This is a genomic window from Streptomyces sp. NPDC023573 (genome assembly GCF_055559735.1).
Genome location: NZ_JBVHKB010000009.1, coordinates 312,819 through 331,095, shown reverse-complemented (window position 1 = coordinate 331,095; position 18,277 = coordinate 312,819). Strand labels below are relative to the sequence as shown.

At 73.1% G+C, this 18,277-nt stretch carries 15 protein-coding genes; 4 read left to right on the top strand and 11 right to left on the bottom strand.

All coding sequences use genetic code 11. From position 1 onward, the window contains the following. Positions 1 to 98 precede the first annotated feature (98 nt). Positions 99 to 1,589 carry an oligopeptide:H+ symporter gene (locus ACZ32T_RS27985; protein ID WP_467369643.1) on the top strand — a complete coding sequence of 497 codons (1,491 nt, stop codon included), beginning with the start codon at positions 99 to 101 and terminating at the stop codon, positions 1,587 to 1,589. Between the two features lie 87 nt (positions 1,590 to 1,676). Here ACZ32T_RS27985 and ACZ32T_RS27980 read toward each other — a convergent pair whose 3' ends face one another. Both ACZ32T_RS27980 and ACZ32T_RS27975 read right to left on the bottom strand, forming a co-directional pair. Then, on the bottom strand, positions 1,677 to 2,168 hold the full coding sequence (locus ACZ32T_RS27980; RefSeq protein WP_467273371.1) for an ATP-binding protein: 492 nt from the start codon (positions 2,166 to 2,168) through the stop codon (positions 1,677 to 1,679). Positions 2,169 to 2,367: 199 nt separating this feature from the next. Beyond that, positions 2,368 to 2,736: an STAS domain-containing protein gene (locus ACZ32T_RS27975; protein WP_467273370.1), complete on the bottom strand. Its 369-nt coding sequence runs from the start codon at positions 2,734 to 2,736 to the stop codon at positions 2,368 to 2,370. Positions 2,737 to 3,029: 293 nt separating this feature from the next. Between ACZ32T_RS27975 and ACZ32T_RS27970 the strand changes: the two genes are divergently transcribed. The 3 genes from ACZ32T_RS27970 to ACZ32T_RS27960 all read left to right on the top strand — a co-directional run bounded on the left by ACZ32T_RS27970 (position 3,030) and on the right by ACZ32T_RS27960 (position 7,372). Continuing rightward, positions 3,030 to 4,013: an RNA polymerase sigma factor SigF gene (locus ACZ32T_RS27970; RefSeq protein ID WP_467273369.1), complete on the top strand. Its 984-nt coding sequence runs from the start codon at positions 3,030 to 3,032 to the stop codon at positions 4,011 to 4,013. 130 nt (positions 4,014 to 4,143) lie between these two features. Continuing rightward, complete coding sequence (locus ACZ32T_RS27965; protein ID WP_467369641.1) at positions 4,144 to 5,352, top strand: DegT/DnrJ/EryC1/StrS family aminotransferase; 1,209 nt, start codon at positions 4,144 to 4,146, stop codon at positions 5,350 to 5,352. After that, positions 5,345 to 7,372: a lipopolysaccharide biosynthesis protein gene (locus tag ACZ32T_RS27960; protein ID WP_467369639.1), complete on the top strand. Its 2,028-nt coding sequence runs from the start codon at positions 5,345 to 5,347 to the stop codon at positions 7,370 to 7,372. Before ACZ32T_RS27965 ends, ACZ32T_RS27960 begins: the two co-directional genes overlap by 8 nt. On the opposite strand, the gene ACZ32T_RS27955 is transcribed toward ACZ32T_RS27960, so the two are convergent. The 9 genes from ACZ32T_RS27955 to ACZ32T_RS27915 form a co-directional block, all read right to left on the bottom strand. Then, positions 7,347 to 8,480 (bottom strand): glycoside hydrolase family 26 protein, encoded by a 1,134-nt coding sequence (locus ACZ32T_RS27955; protein WP_467369636.1) that lies wholly within the window; start codon positions 8,478 to 8,480, stop codon positions 7,347 to 7,349. The genes ACZ32T_RS27960 and ACZ32T_RS27955 overlap by 26 nt on opposite strands. Continuing rightward, positions 8,477 to 8,899, bottom strand: coding sequence for a hypothetical protein (locus tag ACZ32T_RS27950; RefSeq protein ID WP_467273365.1), 423 nt, complete (start codon positions 8,897 to 8,899; stop codon positions 8,477 to 8,479). Before ACZ32T_RS27950 ends, ACZ32T_RS27955 begins: the two co-directional genes overlap by 4 nt. Positions 8,900 to 8,928: 29 nt before the next feature. Next, positions 8,929 to 10,833 (bottom strand): hypothetical protein, encoded by a 1,905-nt coding sequence (locus ACZ32T_RS27945; protein ID WP_467273364.1) that lies wholly within the window; start codon positions 10,831 to 10,833, stop codon positions 8,929 to 8,931. 129 nt (positions 10,834 to 10,962) lie between these two features. Continuing rightward, entirely contained in the window at positions 10,963 to 11,742 is a 780-nt protein-coding gene (locus ACZ32T_RS27940) for a polysaccharide deacetylase family protein (protein ID WP_467369634.1), read from the bottom strand. A gap of 41 nt (positions 11,743 to 11,783) precedes the next feature. Further along, positions 11,784 to 13,052: a glycosyltransferase family 2 protein gene (locus ACZ32T_RS27935; protein WP_467369690.1), complete on the bottom strand. Its 1,269-nt coding sequence runs from the start codon at positions 13,050 to 13,052 to the stop codon at positions 11,784 to 11,786. Positions 13,053 to 13,158: 106 nt separating this feature from the next. After that, the gene (locus ACZ32T_RS27930; RefSeq protein WP_467369632.1) at positions 13,159 to 14,307 is read right to left on the bottom strand and encodes a GNAT family N-acetyltransferase; all 1,149 of its coding nucleotides are present in this window, start codon (positions 14,305 to 14,307) and stop codon (positions 13,159 to 13,161) included. Between the two features lie 148 nt (positions 14,308 to 14,455). Further along, positions 14,456 to 15,628 (bottom strand): imidazolonepropionase, encoded by a 1,173-nt coding sequence (gene hutI, locus ACZ32T_RS27925; RefSeq protein WP_467369630.1) that lies wholly within the window; start codon positions 15,626 to 15,628, stop codon positions 14,456 to 14,458. A 71-nt stretch (positions 15,629 to 15,699) separates the two neighbouring features. Next, the gene (locus ACZ32T_RS27920; RefSeq protein ID WP_467273360.1) at positions 15,700 to 17,070 is read right to left on the bottom strand and encodes a formimidoylglutamate deiminase; all 1,371 of its coding nucleotides are present in this window, start codon (positions 17,068 to 17,070) and stop codon (positions 15,700 to 15,702) included. Next, positions 17,061 to 18,275 (bottom strand): allantoate amidohydrolase, encoded by a 1,215-nt coding sequence (locus ACZ32T_RS27915; RefSeq protein ID WP_467369688.1) that lies wholly within the window; start codon positions 18,273 to 18,275, stop codon positions 17,061 to 17,063. The genes ACZ32T_RS27920 and ACZ32T_RS27915 overlap by 10 nt, the downstream gene beginning before the upstream one ends. Positions 18,276 to 18,277: the final 2 nt, after the last annotated feature.

Sequence of the window (18,277 nt, the reverse complement as noted above, 5' to 3'; positions counted from 1 at the left end):
GGCGTCGGGGGTGGGGCGTGTCCGTCCGGTGCCGGCTACCCCCCACCGGGCGCGTACCGCTCACGAGGCGAGCGCGTCCCGACCAGCAAGGATCGACCATGGCGTCCAGCCTGACGAAGGACTCGGCCAGTACTTCTGGTTCGGAGAAGACCTTCTTCGGCCACCCCCGCGGCCTGGCCACTCTCTTCATGACGGAGATGTGGGAGCGTTTCAGCTACTACGGCATGCGCGCCCTTCTCCCGCTCTACCTGATCGCTCCCAACGGGCTTCACATGAACCCCGCGACGGCCACCGCGATCTACTCGGTCTACCTGTCGCTGGTGTACCTGCTCACCATGCCCGGCGGCTGGATCGGCGACCGTGTCTGGGGCCCCCGCAAGACCGTCGCCATCGCGGGCGGCGTCGTCATGCTCGGCCACCTGGTGCTGGCCCTGCCCGCCGAGGGCACCTTCTTCGCGGGCCTCGGCCTGGTGGCGATCGGCTCCGGCCTGCTGAAGGCGAACATCTCGACGATGGTCGGCCATCTCTACGACGGCCCGGACGACCCGCGCCGTGACGGTGGCTTCACGATCTTCTACATGGGCATCAACGTGGGCGCCTTCGCCGCCCCGCTGGTGATCGGCACCGTCGGCGAGAACGTCAACTGGCACCTGGGCTTCGCCCTGGCCGCCGCCGGCATGGGACTCGGTGTCGCCCAGTTCCTGCTCGGCACCCGCCACCTGAACGAGCGCAGCCACGTCGTGCCGAAGCCGCTCTCCGTGGCCGAGCGCGCCTCCACGCTGCGCAAGTCGATGATCTGGCTGGGCATCGCGGCCGTCTTCTACATCGGCACGGTCGTCACCGGCGTCTACACGCTGAACTGGCTGCTGGTCCCGATCACGGTCGCCGGTCTCGTCATCCCCGTGGTGGTCCTGGCGCGCATCAAGCGCGACAAGGAGCTCGACCAGGCCGAGCAGGCGAAGATGTCCGGCTACATCTGGTTCTTCGTGGCCGCCGCCATCTTCTGGATGATCTACGACCAGGGTGGTTCGACCCTGGCGATCTTCGCCGACTCCTCGGCGGAGAACTCGGTCCTCGGCTGGGACTTCCCGGTCTCCTGGTACCAGTCGGTCAACCCGGTCCTGATCATGGCGCTGGCTCCGGTCTTCGCCGCCTTCTGGCTGGCGCTGAACCGGCGGGGCAAGGAGCCCAGCACGATCGTGAAGTTCAGCTCCGGTCTGGTGCTGGTCGGCGCGTCGTTCTTCCTCTTCCTGGCGCCCCTGGCCATCGCGGGCGACGGCCACAAGGCTGCCGCGATGTGGCTGGTCGCGATCTACTTCGTGCAGACCGTCGGCGAGCTGACGCTCTCCCCGGTCGGCCTCTCGGTCACCACCAAGATGGCCCCGGCCAAGTACGCCAGCCAGATGATGGGTGTCTGGTTCCTGGCCGTGACCGCCGGTGACTGCACCACGGGTCTGCTGTCCCTCGCCGGAGTCGAACTCAACGGCAACGGGGTGGTGGCCCTCCAGGCCGCGCTCGCGGTCCTCGCCGGTGTCGCGATCTTCATGTACCGCGGCAAGGTCAAGGCGCTCATGGGCAACGTCCGCTGACACGGACCCCGCCCACATGACTCAGGGCCCCGCACCGATCGGATCGGTGCGGGGCCCCGAGTGTTGCGTGGGGTGACGAGGGAGCGGTTACGCCGGAGCGGCGAGCTCCGCCCAGACGGTCTTGCCCGGCTGCTCCGGCGTACGCGTCACGCCCCAGTCCATGCAGAGCCGCTGCACGATGAACATGCCGTGCCCGCCGGGGCGCCCCGCGCGGTGCGGGGTGCGCGGCGCCGGCTGGCCGGCCCCGGCGTCGACGACCTCGACCCGGAGCATCTTGGGCGAGCAGGCGATGCGGAGCTCCTCGGGGCCGTCCGCGTGCAGGCAGGCGTTCGTGACGAGCTCGGAGACGACCAGGAGGACGTCCTCCGCCGCCGCCCGCCGGTCTGCCCCCGACGCGGGAAGCCAGCCCCAGTCGTGGAGCGCCTGCCGGGCGAAATCGCGGGCCATCGGCACGATGCCGCTGGCCTGTCTCAGCGAGAGCGTGCGCCACTGCCGGTCAGCGGGTACGGCAGAGGCGGTGCCCGTGCCGTCCGGCTCGCGGCCGAGGCCGCCCGGCGGATGCTGCCGGGTGGTGCTCATCAGCGCTTCACCTCACCGATTCACCGTGTTGCCATCGAACAGAACTGATCAGATACAGAGTGTGCGGGTTCCATGACCCCGACGAGGTGTCTCCTGCCCGGCCGGGTGGTGACAACACCCTTTTCGCCTACGCCGTGAGCGTGACTCGCGCGACAGGCGGGGTTCCCGGGGCCGGGGGCTGACATCGGCGGCGCCGCTGTCAGCTGCTCAGAGCGTCTTCGAGCGAGGCGTGGACGGTGAAGACCGCCTCAGCCCCCGTGATCTCGAAGACGCGAGCCACCACGGGCTGCATTCCGGCAAGATGGACCCCTCCTCCGGCGGCCTCGGCCTTCAGGCGCGCGCCGAGCAGCACATTGAGCCCGGTGGAGTCGCAGAACTCGAGCCCGGAGCAGTCGACCACCAGGCGTGTGCGCCCTTCCTCGACCGCGCTCTCCAGGGGCTCCCGAAGCAGATCCGCGGTGTGGTGGTCGAGCTCACCCACCGGCGTCACCACCTCGCTCCGCCCCTCGGTCCGGGCTTCGACACGGAGTCGACCCCGGTTCGCACTGCCGACCGTCCCGCGGTCCATTGACTGTCCCTCTTCGCCGTCCGTCACTACCCACGTCCCTGTGTACGCGGCTTCTGCGTGGCTGCCGCCGACGTGCGTAAAACATTACGCGTTTCCCTCGCCACACGGTAGTCGAAGAACTCAACAAACCGGACATATAGGCCGATTTGGCGCTTGTAACTCGTGGCTGGAAACGGGTAAGGGTAGAAGAGACATCTGCACCAGTAATCCCGATCGGCTTCGGAGGCGCCGCTTCACCGCAGGAAGACGTATGGGCATCGGCAGCCATATGCCGAGAACGATGGAGGAGAACCATGTCACCCCGGCTCGACGTATCGCGTACCCACGACGCGACGTCGGCATGTCCTCAGGGACCGACCGATTCCGACTCCGCTGTCGCGAGCGCCGTACCCGGCCCGCGGACCAGCACAGGCACCACCACCGACCTGTCCGCCGAGGACCACCTTCCGGACGAGGAGTTCGAGGGTCTCGAGGGACTTCCCGAGATCCCGCCCTACGCCGAGGTCGGCGCCCTGGACGCCAGGGCCCTCTCCAAGACGCTCTTCGCGCGGCTCGAAGCCCTCGAGGAGGGCACCCACGAGTACGCGTACGTGCGCAACACCCTCGTAGAACTCAACTTGGCCCTGGTCAAGTTCGCCGCCGCCCGGTTCCGCACCCGCAGCGAGCCCATGGAGGACATCGTCCAGGTCGGCACCATCGGCCTGATCAAGGCGATCGACCGCTTCGAGCTCAGCAGGGGCGTCGAATTCCCGACGTTCGCGATGCCCACCATCGTCGGCGAGATCAAGCGCTTCTTCCGCGACACCAGCTGGTCCGTGCGCGTCCCGCGCCGGCTGCAGGAGCTGCGGCTGGACCTCGCCAAGGCGGGCGACGAGCTGGCCCAGAAGCTGGACCGCTCCCCCACGGTCGCCGAGCTCGCCGACCGCCTCGGCCTCAGCAGGGACGAGGTCGTCGAGGGCATGGCCGCGAGCAACGCCTACACCGCGAGCTCGCTGGACGCCAAGCCCGACGACCAGACCGACGGCAACGAGGGCGCCCTCGCGGACCGCCTCGGCTACGAGGACCACGGCCTGGAGGGCATCGAGTACGTCGAGTCCCTCAAGCCGCTCATCGCCTCGCTCCCGCTGCGCGACCGCACGATCCTCTCCATGCGGTTCGTCTCCAACATGACGCAGTCGGAGATCGGCGAAGAGCTCGGCATCTCACAGATGCACGTGTCCCGGCTCCTCTCCCGGACCCTGGTCAAGCTCAGGAAGGGCCTGACCGTGGAGGAGTGACCCGGCGTCACCCGAACCACCGGCACCTCACTGCGGAAGGACCTGCCCCGGCCGAACGGGCGGGTCCTTCCGCATTGTTGACGAAGTGGCACGGACTGGGCCACATTGGGCGGGGTTCTGGGGGGAACACATGGCTCATGGGGAGAGCGGTCCTGCTGACCGCGGAGCGACGGCGGCGGTCGAGAGGGCGATGGGCGTCCGGCTGGGCCGGGAATGCCTGTACGTGCCGTCCTGCCGGCTCGGCCTCTATCTGGCGCTCCGCCACTGGTGCGAACCCGGCGGCAGGATCCTGATGTCCCCGGTCAACGACGACGTCATCCTCTTCGTCGTCCTCGCCGCCGGCCTGCGGCCCGTCCAGGCCCCGCTGTCCGCGGCGGACGGCACGATCGACGTGGACGCCGTGCCCGACGCCCTCTGGGCCGGCATCTCGGCCGTCCTCACCACCAATCCGTACGGGAACCCGGACCCGGCCGGGCGGCTGCGCGCACACTGCGACCGCCTCGGCGTCCCCCTGATCGAGGACGCCGCGCACGCCATCGGCAGCGTCACGGACGGAAGACCGGTCGGCTCGTACGGGGACGCGGCGGCCTTCAGCCTCTCCAAACACGTCGGCGCGAAGGCCGGAGGCTTCCTCGCCGTCGCCGACCCCGCCCTGCGCGCCCCGCTCGAACGGGCCCGCGACGCCCTGCTCGATCCGGCCCGCCTCACCGCCGAACTCGCCTACGCCGTACGCCCGTACGCGGAAGCGGCCGTACGCGGGCTGCGGCTCGCCCCCGCCGCCTGGTGGGCCCTGCGGCTCCTCGGGCTCCAGGAACGGGACGGGATCCGGATGCCGTTGCGGCCCGCGGAGCTGCGCGGCGCCCTGGGCGCCGCGCCCTCGCTGACGGCCCTCCACTCCTGGGTCCGGGTCGACATGCACGACTACCGCGTCGCCCCCGGCCGATTACGGCTGCGGCGCGTCGCCCGCCTGCTGGCCGGCCTCGACGAGCGGCTCGCCGCGCACCGGGCGGGCACCGAGCGTCTGCTCGCGACCCGCTGGGCCCCTCCGGTCACCACCGGCGCCCCCGTCCAGCCGCTCTTCCGGGTCCCGTTGCTCGTGGCCGACCGGGACGCGGCCGTCGCCGCGCTCGCCCGCCGGCGCGTCACCGTCGGCTACCTCTACGACCCGCCGCTCGACACCTACGCGGGCCCACCGTTCACCGACCCGTCGCCCGCCCCCGCCGCGGCGGCCTGGTTCGCCCGCCACGCCCTGCCCGTCGACCCGCTGCGCGCCGGCGCGGTCATCGAGACCCTGGCCTCGGCGGGTGCCCGGCCGGCGGGAGAGCTGCCCGGTGGCTGACACCGCGAGAGCCGGCCGGCCGAAGACGGGCGCGCCGCTCCCGCAGGCCCCGGAGAGCGGCGGCGCGAGCGGCGACGCGATGTTCCGCAACGCCTACGCCCTGATGCTCTCCACCGGGGTCTCCGCCGCCCTCGGCCTGGGCTTCTGGCTGGTCGCCGCCCGCTACTACAGCGAGGAGGCCGTCGGCCAGGGCTCCGCCGCCATCGCCGCGATGCGGCTCCTCGCCTCGGTCACCGCGACCACGATGATCGGCGCCGTCGTCCGCTACGTGCCCCGCGCCGGACGCGCCACCGGCTCCCTGGTCGCCCGTACCTACCTGGTCAGTTCCGTCGTCGTCACCCTGGCCTGCGTGGTCTTCCTGCTCACGCTGGACCTGTGGGGCGATTCGTACGCCCCGCTCGGCACCCTCTCCGCCGGGCTCGTCTTCACCGGCTCCTGCGTCGCCTGGGCGGTCCTCACCCTCCAGGACGGAGTGCTGACCGGGCTGCGCAAGGCCGTCTGGGTGCCCGTCGGCAACGCCGTGTTCTCCGTCGGCAAGCTGCTGCTCCTCGCCGCGTTCGCGACCGCGCTCCCCGTCCTCGGTGTCTTCGTCTCCTGGGCCGCGGCCATCACCCTGTCCGTGCTGCCCCTCGGCTGGATGGTCTTCCGCCGGCTGATCCCACGTCAGGCCGGCACCGACCGGGACCGCGAGCCGCCCGGGATGCGTGAGATCGGCCGGTTCCTGGCGGGCGACTCCGTCGGCGCGCTCTTCAGCCTGGCCATGATCAACCTGCTGCCGGTGATGGTCGCCGTGCGCTTCGACGCCGCGCACAACGGCTTCTTCTACATCGCCTACACCGTCGGCGGCACCATGGAGTTCATGGCCATCAACATGGCCTCCTCCCTCACCGCGCACGCCTCGCACAGCCCCGGCCATCTGGCCGAGGGCGTGCGCGGGGCACTGCGCCGCATGGCGGTCCTGCTGGTTCCCGTCGTGGCCGTCCTGCTCCTCTTCGCCCCGCAGATCCTGAGCCCCTTCGGTTCCGACTACGCCGCGCACGGCACCCTGGTCCTGCGGCTGCTGGCGGCGGCCGCCCTGCCCCGGGTCGTCGTCGAGCTGTACATCGGCGTGCTGCGGGTGCAGGGCCGCACCGGCGCCCTGGCCGTCCTGCAGGGCGCGATGTGTGTCCTCGTCCTCGGCAGCGCGGCCGTGCTGCTCGGCCCGCTGGGGATCGCCGGCGCCGGCTGGGCGATGCTGATCGCCATGACCGCGGTGGCCGCCGTCTCCGCCCTCGGACTGCGTTCCGCCCTGACCGGGCGTACGCCGCGGCGCTCCCGGCGTGCGGCGCCGGGAGCCGAGGAGTTCGGAACGGGCTGGGCACGGCTCGCGGCGCGGGAACGGCGGGGAGCGGAACAGCGGGCGGACGCGGGGCCGGAACGGCGCGAGGCGCTGTGGCTCTGGGGACTGCTCGTGCTCGCGGCCGGGCTCTTCTGGGTGCCGCTGTCACGCGCGGCGCACTCCGGGCGCACGCGTCTGACCGGTGCGGAGCTGATCGGCGCGCTGCCACCGGTCACGGTGACCGCCGGGGTGCTCCTGATCGTCGTCCACACCGCGGCCGTCGCGCTGCACCGCCCCCGGCCCGCGCTGCTGGGCGCCTCGCTGCTGGCGACCGTGGCGGCCCTGCACTCGGCCCCGCTCCTCCTCGGCGTACGGCCGCCCGCCGCCTCACGGGAGTGGCACGGGACGCTCGCCGGCGTCCTCGCGGGGGCGCCGGGAGCGGCCCCGCCGGAGGCGGTGCTGCGGGCCCTGCCGCTCGCGCTCCAGCTGCTGTGCCTGGCGCCGGCCGTGGTCCTGCTGGTGGCGGCCGGGGCGCACTGGCGGGTCACGGCCGCCGCGGTGTGGGCGCTCGCGGTGGCCGGGTGGGCCGCGCAGGACGCCTTCGCCGCGGCCGGACTGCCCGTGTTCTGGGGGCTGTGCGCGGCGGCGGCGGTGGCGTACGGCGTCCGGGGGTGGTTCAGCGCCCGGGCACCGGCTGCTTGAACCAGTCGTCCTGGCCGGCCGTCCGGTAACCCTCAAGGCCCGGCCCCTCGTTGACCGTGAGGTCGCAGCCCTTGCCCGGAACCGCCCGGTTCCAGTGCACCAGCGCCTTCGCCTCGGGCATGGTCCTGGCCACCTCCGGGATCTCCTCGTACCACTCGCGCCGGCGGTCCTCGTCCGCCGGATCGGGCGCGGTGGCGAACTCGGCGAACATCAGGGGCTTCTCGTCGCTGATGTGGGTGCGCAGCCACTCGTACGTCGGCCGCTGGCTGCGGTCGAAGTCCTTCCAGTCCGTGGTGCCGTGGCAGGTGAAGTAGTTGTACTGGTCCATGCCGATCCAGTCGACGTAGTCGTCGCCCGGGTAGAGCCGTTCGAAGAGTTCTCCCGAGGGGAGGTAGCCGGAGACCGTCCACACCCAGACCACGTTGTCCACGCCCAGCTCCTCGAAACGGTCGTGGAGGTGGCGGTAGGCGGCGACGTACTCCTCGGGCGTGCCCGCGTCGCCGACCCGGGCGTCGGCCTCCTGGTCGAAGGAGAAGAACACCCGCTTCCCGTACGCCTTGAGGCGGCGCGCCTGCGGGTCGATGATCTCGCGGTCGTGCTTTCCCGACGCGATGGCCGCCCAGCCGAGCTGGTCCTCGGTCCAGTCGGCGTGGTGGGGCTCGCGCCACACCGTGGACTCCCAGGCCAGCATGAGCAGCCGGTCCCGGCCGAGGACCTGCTCGTCGGGGGTCAGGAGCTGTCCGTCGAGATCGGTGTTCGACATGTCGTGGTACGTGTACAGGAGGTCGAGCTTCCGGCCGATCTTCTCCTCGAACGCGTACACCGCGTCCTTGAGCGATCCGTTCTCGGCGTACGGCACGTAGGCGCCCCACCAGGCCCCGCACGGCGGGACGAGCGTGGCGGTGGGGGCGCACGTCCCGCCGGGCACCGGGCCGGTGGCGGCGTCGGCCGGGAGGGCTCCGGCGGAGGGCACCCGCTCGTCGCCCGCATCGGAGGAGTCCGTGGCGAACAGGGCGACCAGTCCGGTCAGCAGCGCCGCGACGGCGACCAGGGCGAGTACGAGGGACGTACGGGGGCGGCGGCCCTCCCGTGTGCGGTGGCGGGTCACGGGCGCCTCCCGCCGGCCGGCCCGGCGCGCTCGACGGCGCCCCGGGTGGCCGCGGGCAGCGCAAGCCCCGGGAGGGCTGCGGCGAGGGTGGTGAACGCGGCGAGGGACACCAGGAACGCGGTCCCCGAGAACCCTTCCACCAGGAACAGCGCGGTGGCCGCGACGACGGCCACGGAGAGCCCGAGGGGCGCGGCGAGCGCGGCCGTCTCCAGGCCGGCGCCCGGCCCGGTCGGTCCGGGCCGGGGATACAGCAGGGCGAGGCCGGGGCCGAGGCAGACGAAGAGGAGCACGGGGGCCCAGCGCAGCGGCGAACCCCCCGGCAGCGCGGTCGCGCCGAGCGCCACCCACCCGGAGAGCGCCAGGGCGGCTCTGATCAGGGTCTGCCGGGCGGGGAGTGCCGGTTGCCGGTTCTCGGACACGTGGCTGCCTTCCTGGTCGGGGACCTGTCTCAGGGGCTGTCGTGGCGCAGGACGAGACCGTGTCCGGTCCGCTCGACCACATGGAAGAGCGGCGAGGCGGCGAGGTCCCGGGTCAGGGCGTCGAAGCCGCCGGGGGGCAGCAGCCCCTCACCCGCCGTGTAGATGTCCTGGGTGCGCGTGAGGATGACGTAGGCCGTGGTGCCGGGCGGCAGCCGGGACGAGAGGTAGCCCGCCGGGTCCTTCAGCATCTCGACGTTCGCGGTGAGTTCCTGCTCGGCGAAGAACCAGTGCTCCAGCCGGTCGTAGCGGTGCAGCGCCTTGGGGAAGGAGCCGGTGGTGGCCAGGATCAGCGCTCCTTCGGGGGCGCGGTCGATGGCGCGGGTGACGAGCGCGGTCTCGGCGGGCGGGGTGTAGTTCATCTGCTCCTTGCCGTAGTAGGACGGCATGAACCCGGCGAGCAGCGCGGCCAGGGACACCGGCAGCGCGACGGCGCAGATCTTCCTTACGGCGGGCCCGACCCGTTGCGCACCGGCGCCCCCGGCGGCCGGGACGAGCGCGGCGGCGGCGAAGAACGCGGCGCCCGGGAGCGCGAACAGGTAGACCCGGAAGAGCATTTCGCCGCCGTAGTCGTTGACCACGAACAGCGGGACGGGCGCGGCGGAGGCCAGCAGCAGCGGCAGGGCGCTGTGCGCCAGGCGCCGTCGCAGCAGGAGTGCCGCGCCGGCGAGGACGGCGACGGCCAGCACCATCAGGACGTTGGCGCGGCCCGCGAGCTCGGGTCCGGCCCCGGTGAGCTGCCCGGCGTATCCGGCGCGGGAGTTCCGGGTGAGTTCGCCGAGGGAGTCGCGCAGGGTGCCCAGTGTCTCCAGGAAGAGGGGACGGCCCATGGTGAGGTCCCAGGCCAGCATGATCAGCCCGGCCACGGCGAGGAGCCCCAGGTTGCGGTAGCGGCGGGTGAGGTTGAGCGCGAGCAGGGTGACACAGAGCATCACCGGGGTCAGCTGGTGCGTCGCGTTGACGGCCGCGATCAGGGGCACCAGGACCGCGACGCAGACCGCGCGCTGCCGGGTGCCGGTGGGCGGCGGCACGGTGGCGGCGGCCGGGTCCAGCCAGGCGCGCGAGCCCAGCCGCCCGGCGGAACCGGGACGCACGAAGTGCCGTACGACGACGGCGAGTACGGCGAGGTGGAGGAGGAAGGCGAGGCCCTGCGGGGCGAGATAGTCCTGGCCCACCCAGTTGGCGAGCTGGAAGATCCAGACGGCGGTCCACACGAGGCGCCGGTCCTCGCTGAAGGTGCGGTAGATCAGGACCAGGACCGGCATCATCAGCAGGCCGAGGACGACGGGGGCCCAGTTCAGGTAGGCGGCGGCGCTGTCGGCCCCGAAGGCGCGGACGAGCCCGCCGTTGAGCGTGAAGAAGCCGGGCCACTGGTCGTAGGCGGACATGTTGCCCGACAGGCCCTCGTCCGGGCGCAGTTCGCCGTTGGCCAGCAGGTGGTTGATGACCGCGTCGTGCTTGGACGCCCAGGGATAGCGCTCCGAGTCGTACAGGACGGCGGGGACGCCCTTGAGGGCCATCAGGAGTCCGGCGCAGTACAGCGCGGGCCACCACGGGGCGGCGGTGCCCGCCCGGCGGAGGCTGACCAGGAAGCCGGCGGTCAGGGCGAGCAGGGAGAGGTAGTAGATGACGGGCAGCCGGTCCAGGAGCCCGTACTCCCCCATCGAGCGGAATCCGATGTACGGGAGCGAGGTGGTCCAGAGACCGGCCGCCAGGAGTAACGGCAGCCAGGTGAGGACCGCCCAGGGTCTCAGCGCCTCGGGGAGGCCCCGTGACGCCGTCCCGGGGGCGGCGTCACGCGGCCGCCCGGGGGGAGGCCCCGGCTCGGCGCTCACCGCGGTGTCCCCCTTGGCCGGCGCGGGCACATGCTGTGGCACGGTGCGACTCCCCCCACGGATGTGGTCACGGCCGTCACGCCGTTGTCCCCTTAAGCGAAGTATAGGAACGAGCTTCGGCTTTGTGGCGCTCTCGTCCTTTTCCGGCCACCCCTCAGGGCACTCCTCGGGTCACCCGGCGAACTCGGGCCCCCGCACGGCGGCCCGGCCCCGCCGGTACCACCGCCAGCCCACGGTCGGCAGGGAGTCGCGGAACGGCGCCACGCGCGCGCCCTCGCCGGCCATCCAGCGCTCGACGTCCCGCACGGTGTGGCTCCGCCGCAGGATCAGCCGCGCGATCCGGTACGGCTCGTCCCGGCCGGAGCTCAGCGCGTGCCGGACGGCGACCGCGCTCTCGTAACCGGCGGCGCGGGCGGCACGGCGCACGCGCACGCTGTTGTAACCGTGCGGATAGGCGAGATGGGTCACCTCATGGCCCAGGACGTCCTCCAGCGCCTTCCTGGAGTCGACGAGTTCTGAGCGCAGGGCCTCGGCGGGCAGGGTGTCCAGCTGGGCGTGGGTCACGGTGTGCCCGCCCACCTCCATACCGTACTGCTCCAGCAGGGGCGCCTGGGCCAGGCTCATCATCGGCGCGGGCGGCAGCAGGCTGCCCCCGCCGGACCGCGTCAGCGCGCCCGTCGTGAGATACACGGTGGCCGGCATCGACCGTCCGGCGAGCGCCTCGGCGGTCGGCCCCGGCAGGTCCGCGAAACCGTCGTCGAAGGTGAGGACGACCGGCCGGTCCGGCAGCGGCTCACGCCCCGCGAGATGGGCGACGAGCGCGCCGACCGGGACCGGTGTGCGCCCACAGGCGCCGATCGCGTCCAGCTGGGCGGCGAACTCCTTCGGCGGGACCGTGAATTCCGCGATCCACGCCGGGGGGTCGTCCATCACCGCGTGGTACAGCAGCACGGGAATACGGGAAGGGGCGTCCCGCCCGGGTCCGCGCGCCCTCATCTCGTCTCCCAGGGACGTGATCCGCCACGGACGGCGAACCGCGCGCGTACGTATCCGAGGGGGCCGTACAGCAGCCCTCTGCGCTCCAGCCGGGACAGATGTCGGGGCCACGGGTAGGTGTACGCACCGTGCGCGCCGGGAACGCCGCCCGGCGCCGCGTCGGTGACACGGGGCGCCGTCATCGTGCGGGCGCGGGCGAGGCCGCGCGGCAGCCGGGCCAGGAGGGACGGCAGCAGGGCGGGCCTGCGGACCAGCAGCGCGGTGAGGCAGGCGGTCAGGCCTGCGCCGTAGCCGTACGCCTGCCCGCAGAGGTCCTCCCAGCGCTCCCGGTGGTGGTGCCAGACGATCGCTTCGGGCGTGTAGTGCAGCGGGTGCCCCTCGGCGAGGAGCCGTACGAACGCGTAGAGGTCGTCGCCCCCCTTGGCCGCGGTGCCGGTCCCGGTGGCGGGGTCGAAACCGCCGACGGCCTTCAACGCCTCGCGTCGGAACGCCATGTTGGCGCCGGAGCCGAAGCGCCCCGCGGTGAACGGGAAGAGCGGCTCGTCGGCGGGCGGACGCGCGGGGTCGTAGCGGCGCGCGGTGAACCCTTTGGCGAATCCGCCGTGGCTCTCCAGCAGGATCTGCGCCGGGGTCGTCAGCCTGGCCGGCAGGATCAGGCCCGTGACGCAGGCCGGCCCGGGATCCTCGCCGAACGGCCGGGTGAGAGCGGTGAGCCAGTGCGGGTCGGCGACGACGTCGTCGTCGGTGAAGGCCAGCACCTCGGACCCGGCGACGGCGACGCCCCTGTTGTGCGCGGCGGCCAGCCCGGGGACCGGCTCCCGCGCGTAGCGCACGCCCCGGCCCGCGTAGCCGGAGGTGACGAGGTCGCGGGTGGCGCCGGTGGCCGGGGCGTTGTCCACGACCACGATCTCGAAGTCCGGGTGGTCCTGGGCGAGCAGCGAGTCGAGGGCGCGGGCGAGCTGCGCGGGGCGCTCCCGGGTCGCGACGACGACCGTGGCCCTGGGCGCCTCCCCGGCCGGAGGCCGCCCCGCTGCGTCGGGGACGTCGATCTCGTCCCTCGCCTGCTCGGCGAGGACCGAGGCCGGGTCGTCGCCGGCCCTGACGCGCCCGACGACCGTGCCGACGGGGCGCCCGCGCAGCCGTACGAGGGCGAAGATCCGCTGCTCCTCACCGGCCGGCGGACCCAGGGGCGGGCCGCCGGGCGCGGGCCCTATCCGGGCGCCCGTGCCGTCGGCCGCGTCGAGCTCCAGCTCGGCGACGGCCATGCCGGCGAGCCGGCCGATGCCGGCGAGCCGGCCGATGCCGGGTAACCGCTCCGTGCTCGCTGCCTGTGCGTGTCCGTACGGCATCCGGTCCCCCCGGGTCGTGACGCTATGGACGTTTCGGTTCGCGCAACCGGCCGGCCCGTTCGAGACTGCGCTGCGCCAGGCCGGCCAGCCGTGGCCGGTTCCGTACGAAGCCGTGCGCGCGGCGGGTGGGTTCACGGCCGGCCCACCGGAGGGCCGCGCCCAGTCCCGGCCGGACCGAGGCGCCCTCGTACACCGTGAGCTCGCCGGTCTTCAGGGCGTCCTTGTACTCGGCCGCGCCGCGCCCCATGTCGAGCATCCCGATGCCGTCGTCCGCCGCGGCCCGCGCCATCCGCAGATGCAGGATCAGGCCCGGGGAGAACTTCGCGAACCGGGGGTCGTACGCCGGGAACCAGCAGGAGAGCACGGTGCGCGAGCGCAGCCCGAAGTGGGCGGCCACGGGCCGGTCACCCGCGTACAGGACGGAGAGCAGGCCCGAACACCCGGGCGCCCGGGTGTGGAAGAGGAACTCCACCAGGTCGCGGATCCACCTCTTCGCGAAGCGGTCGCGGCGTCCGGTCCTGCGGTACTGGGCGGACTTCCACTCCATCAGGGTCCGCAGCACCGCGGGGTCCCGCTCGTCGAGGACGAACCGCACCTCCCCGGCGTCGCGGCCGAGCTTGCGCTCCTTGGCCAGGGTGGTCCTGAGGAACTTCGGCGACCGGGCCCGCAGGACCTGCTCGTAGCTCTCGTACCCGTCACCGACATCGATCACGTACGAGGCGTACGAGCGGGCGGCGTCCGGCTCGAAGAGGCCCTGGCCCTCCTCGAGGTTGTCGAACTCCCACGCGGAGAGCCCGCAGGCCCGCAGCAGCTCCCCCGCGTCCAGCGGAAGGCCGGGGCGCAGCACGGCGCCCTGGACGTCGGAGACCCCGAAGCCGATGGCCCGGCCGTGGCCGAACCGTCCCCGCTCGAAGGGGAGGAAACCGGCCGGTCCCGCGGATTGCCCGCTGGTCGGGCCTCCGGATCGCCCGCCGATCGGGCCTCCGGATTCCTCGCTGCCCGGATCCTCGGATTCCTCGCTGATCAGCGCCACCCGCGCGTGCGGCCGGACCCGGCCGACGGCGAGGGCGAATTCCGGCTCCATGAACGGTTGGGCCGGAGCGCCGGACCTGGCCCGCAGCTCCCGCCAGCGCTCGATGTCCCCCGCGCCCAGATCTCCGGGCCTGACCACACGTATGCGCCTGCTGCCCACAAGACCCCCCGGTCCTACCCCCTGAGCCACGCTGCCCAGAACGGTACCGGGCGCGGTCACCCGGCGGTAGACAGCCGCGACATCCTGTGACCGACCGGGAATATCGGGTGCGCCCCGGGCGGGGGTGTCACACGACCCGCTTCCCCTGCCGCCACACCGCGCTCACCAGCGGGACCCCCGGCCGGTAGGCAAGGTGGACGTGGCTCGGAGCGTCCAGCATCAGGAGGTCGGCCCGTGCGCCGGGGGTGATGCGGCCGATGTCGGTGCGGCGCAGGGCGGCGGCGCCTCCGGCGGTGGCGGACCAGACCGCTTCGTCCGGGGTCATGCCCATGTCCCGTACGGCGAGGGCGATGCAGAACGGCATGGAGGAGGTGAACGAGGAGCCCGGGTTGCAGTCCGTGGACAGGGCGACGGTGGCGCCCGCCCCGAGGATGCGGCGGGCGTCCGGCCAGGCCGCCCGGGTGGAGAACTCGGCGCCGGGGAGCAGGGTGGCGACGGTGGAGCCCTGGCCGAGCGCGTCGAGGTCGGCGTCGTCGAGGTGGGTGCAGTGGTCGGCGGACGCCGCGTCCAGCTCGACGGCGAGCCGGACCCCTGGGCCGTGACCGAGCTGGTTGGCGTGGACGCGGGGGTGGAGGCCCCTGGCCTTCCCCGCGGTGAGGACCGTGCGCGCCTGGTCCTCGTCGAAGGCGCCTCGCTCGCAGAAGACGTCGATCCAACGGGCGTACGGCGCGCAGGCGTCCAGCATCGGGCCGGTGACGAGGCCGACGTAACCGTCGGGGTCGTCGGCGTAGTCCGGGGAGACGATGTGGGCGCCGAGGAAGGTGACCTCGTCGGTGTGGCGGGCGGCGACGCGCAGGGCGCGTGCCTCGTCCTCGACGGTGAGGCCGTAGCCGGACTTGGTCTCGAAGGTGGTGGTGCCCTGCCGGAGCGCCTCCGCGAGGTGGCGCGCGACGTTGGCGGAGAGCTCCTCGTCGGAGGCGGCGCGCGTGGCGGCCACGGTCGTGCGGATGCCCCCGGCGGAGTAGGGGCGGCCGGACATACGGGCGTTGAACTCGGCGGTGCGGTCGCCGGCGAACACCAGGTGGGAGTGGGAGTCGACGAACCCGGGGATCACGGCGCGGCCGCCCGCGTCGACGGCGTTGTCGGTGGCGGGTGCTTTGCTGGATTCACCGGTCCAGACGATGCGGTCGCCGTCGATGACGACGGCCGCGTCCTGGATCAGTCCCAGGGGGGTCCCGTCACCGAGGGAGGGGTCGTTGGTGACCAGGTTCGCGATGTGGGTGATGGCGGTCGTCGTCATCGGTGCACAGCTTTCTCTCGGCTCGGGCCTGCTTGCGGCCCGGGTTCACGGGGCGGGGCTCGGCCGCGCGCTCAGGCGTACAGGGCGGCGACGGCCGAGGCGAGCGCTCCTGGCACATCGTCGACCCGGGTGTGCCTGCCGTCCCGGACGATGTGCCGGCCCGCCACGACGGTGTGCCGCACATCGGCTGCGGTCGCGGCGAATACGGCTGCTTCGGCTGCCAGCCGGGGCACCGGCCCCGCTGTTCTGACGGAGTCCAGCGCGACGGTGGCGAGGTCGGCGGGCGCGCCCGGTTCGAGCACGCCCGCGTCCGGGCGGCCGAGCGCGGCGTGGCCCTCGGCGGAAGCCGCCCTGAGCAGTGCTGCCGCCGTCCAGTGGCCCCGGACATGGGTGCGCAGGCGTTCGTTGAGCTCCATCGCCCGTGCCTCCTCGAAGAGGTCGATCACGGCGTGGCTGTCACTGCCCAGCGAGAGGGGGGAGCCGGCGCCCTGGAGCGCGGTGGCCGGGCCGATGCCGTCGGCGAGGTCGCGTTCGGTCGTGGGGCACATGCAGGTGCCCGTCCGGGAGGAGCCCAGGAGGTCGATGTCCTCGGCCGTGAGGTGCGTGTTGTGGATGCCGGTGGTGTGCGGGCCGAGGACCCCGTGGTCGGCGAGGAGCTGGGCGGGGGTGCGGCGGTGGGCGGCGAGGCAGGCGTCGTTCTCCGCGGTCTGCTCGGAGAGGTGGACATGGAGCGGGACCGTCCGCTCCCGCGCCCACTGCGCGACGGTGGACAGCTGCCCGGCCGGGACGGCGCGCACCGAGTGGATCGCGGCGCCGATCACCACCATGTCGTCGTCGCCCTTGAGGAGGGAGGCACGCTCGGCCCAGGCGTCGGCGGTGGTGTCGGAGAAGCGCAGCTGGTGCCGGCTCGGCTTCTCGCCGAAGCCTGCGGCCAGATAGGCGGTGTCGAGCAGGGTGATGCGGATCCCGGCCTCGGCCGCCGCCGCGATGAGCGCCTCGCCCATGGCGTTCGGATCGTCGTAGGGCGTGCCTCCGGGCGCGTGGTGCACATAGTGGAATTCGCCCACCGCGGTGATCCCGGCCAGCGCCATCTCGGCGTACGTGGCACGGGCCAGGTCGTAGTAGGTGTCGGGGGTGAGCCGGGAGGCCGTCCGGTACATCAGCTCGCGCCAGGTCCAGAAGGTGCCGGACCCCACCTGGACGGTGGAGCGCAGCGCGCGGTGGAAGGCGTGCGAGTGGGTGTTGGCCAGTCCCGGGACGGTCAGCCCGTCGAGCACGACGGCGCCGGGAGGCGGTGCGTCGATGCCCGTCCGGACGCCGGCGATGCGTCCGCCGGCCACGTCCAGGAGGACGCCCGGCTCGACATGGGTCCCGAGCCAGGCGTGCGACATCCAGTACGTCGCGGTGACCGGTGTGCCCGTCGGTTGCGTTGTCAGATGCACGCGAGACCTTCCAGTACGTCGGCGAGTGCCCTCACCCCGGCCACGCAGTCGTCCTCGGCGGCGTGTTCGGCGGGTGAGTGCGAGATCCCGGTCGGGTTCCGTACGAACAGCATGGCGGTCGGCACGGAAGCGGACAAAATACCCGCGTCGTGTCCCGCCCCCGTACCGAGCACGGGCACGGTGCGGCCACCACCGTCCGGGCCGCGCTTCGCCAGCACCCGGCCGATCTCGTCCCGGAGCGCGTGCTGGAAGTCCACCACCGGCGTGAACGACTCGCGTACGACGTCGAGATCGATCCCGGCCCGCTCGGCGTGCTCCCGCGCGGCCCGCTCGACGCCGCTCACGACGGCGTCGAGAGTGGCCTGGTCGGCGGCGCGTGAGTCGAGCCAGCCCCGCACGAGGGAGGGGATCGCGTTGACCCCGTTCGGCTCGACGGCGATCTTGCCGAAGGTCGCGAGACCTCCGGCGAGCTCGGCCTCGCGCCGGGCCGCGAGCACGGTCTCGGCGTACGGGAGCATCGGGTCGCGGCGGTCGGCGAGGCGTGTCGTGCCGGCGTGGTTGGCCTCGCCCCGGAAGTCGAACCGCCAGCGGCCGTGCGGCCAGATGGCCGAGGCGATCCCGACCGGGTCCCCGCTCAGGTCGAGGGCGCGCCCCTGCTCCACATGGAGCTCGACGAACGCGCCGATGCGGGCGAGCCGCTCGGCGTCGGGCCCGATGGCGTCGGGATCGTGCCCCGCGGCCTCCATCGCCTGCGGGAGCGAGACGCCGTCCCCGTCGCGGAGCCGGTGCGCCTGCTCGACGGTCAGCTGTCCGGCGGCGAGCCGGGAGCCGACGCAGGCCAGCCCGAAGCGGGCCCCCTCCTCGTCACCGAAGTTGGTGATGGCGAAGGGCCTGGTGAAGACCGCTTTCCTGCGGCGCAGTTCGTCCAGGGCGGCGAAGGCGGACACCACACCCAGGGGGCCGTCGAAGGCGCCGCCGTCGGGCACGGAGTCGAGGTGGGACCCGGTGACCACGGCGTTCCCGGCGAGCGGGTCGCCGAGCCAGGCCCACTGGTTGCCGTTGCGGTCGGTCTCGTGATCGAGGCCGCGCGCCTCGGCCTGCGCCTGGAACCACAGGCGGCACTCGGCGTCGGCGCCGGTCCAGGCGTAGCGGCGGTATCCGCCGGAGGCGTCGTTGCGGCCGACGGGCCGCAGCGAGCGCCACATGG

Coding starts and splice junctions, on each gene's coding strand:
- ACZ32T_RS27980 (WP_467273371.1), bottom strand. CDS start 2,168: ATGAGCACCACCCGGCAGCATCCGCCGGGCGGCCTCGGCCGCGAGCCG.
- ACZ32T_RS27975 (WP_467273370.1), bottom strand. CDS start 2,736: ATGGACCGCGGGACGGTCGGCAGTGCGAACCGGGGTCGACTCCGTGTC.
- ACZ32T_RS27965 (WP_467369641.1), top strand. CDS start 4,144: ATGGCTCATGGGGAGAGCGGTCCTGCTGACCGCGGAGCGACGGCGGCG.
- ACZ32T_RS27915 (WP_467369688.1), bottom strand. CDS start 18,275: ATGTGGCGCTCGCTGCGGCCCGTCGGCCGCAACGACGCCTCCGGCGGA.
- ACZ32T_RS27970 (WP_467273369.1), top strand. CDS start 3,030: ATGTCACCCCGGCTCGACGTATCGCGTACCCACGACGCGACGTCGGCA.
- hutI (WP_467369630.1), bottom strand. CDS start 15,628: ATGACGACGACCGCCATCACCCACATCGCGAACCTGGTCACCAACGAC.
- ACZ32T_RS27935 (WP_467369690.1), bottom strand. CDS start 13,052: ATGGCCGTCGCCGAGCTGGAGCTCGACGCGGCCGACGGCACGGGCGCC.
- ACZ32T_RS27985 (WP_467369643.1), top strand. CDS start 99: ATGGCGTCCAGCCTGACGAAGGACTCGGCCAGTACTTCTGGTTCGGAG.